At 62.1% G+C, this 253-nt stretch carries 1 protein-coding gene; it reads right to left on the bottom strand.

Features of this window, described 5'->3' with window-relative positions; genetic code table 11:
* Window positions 1-253 (bottom strand): PTS sugar transporter subunit IIB (locus RAD10_RS42295; protein ID WP_461622068.1); only part of this gene is annotated, 253 nt, incomplete at both ends.

The following is a 253-nucleotide window of genomic DNA, read 5'->3' as shown; positions in this document are numbered from 1 at the left end:
CTTGCGCACATGGTCGGCGGCGACTTCATCGCTGACGACGATAATGCGGCTGACGTTGGTCTCTTTGGTCCAGCGGGTAGCGACCTGGCCGTGGATTAAGCGATCATCGATGCGCGCCAGGCCGATTTTCATGTGGTCGTTCGGCCCCAGCGGCGCCTGAGGGGCAGCGGCTTTGGCGACGGGTGCTGCGGGTTTTGCGGGTTCTTCCTGCGGTTTTTTCAGCGCTTTCACGCCTTCACGGCCGGTTTCCAAC

The organism is Bradyrhizobium sp. 23AC (assembly GCF_054863025.1).
Note: the sequence above shows the minus strand (reverse complement) of the source record. Positions and strands in the feature narration are given on the sequence as shown.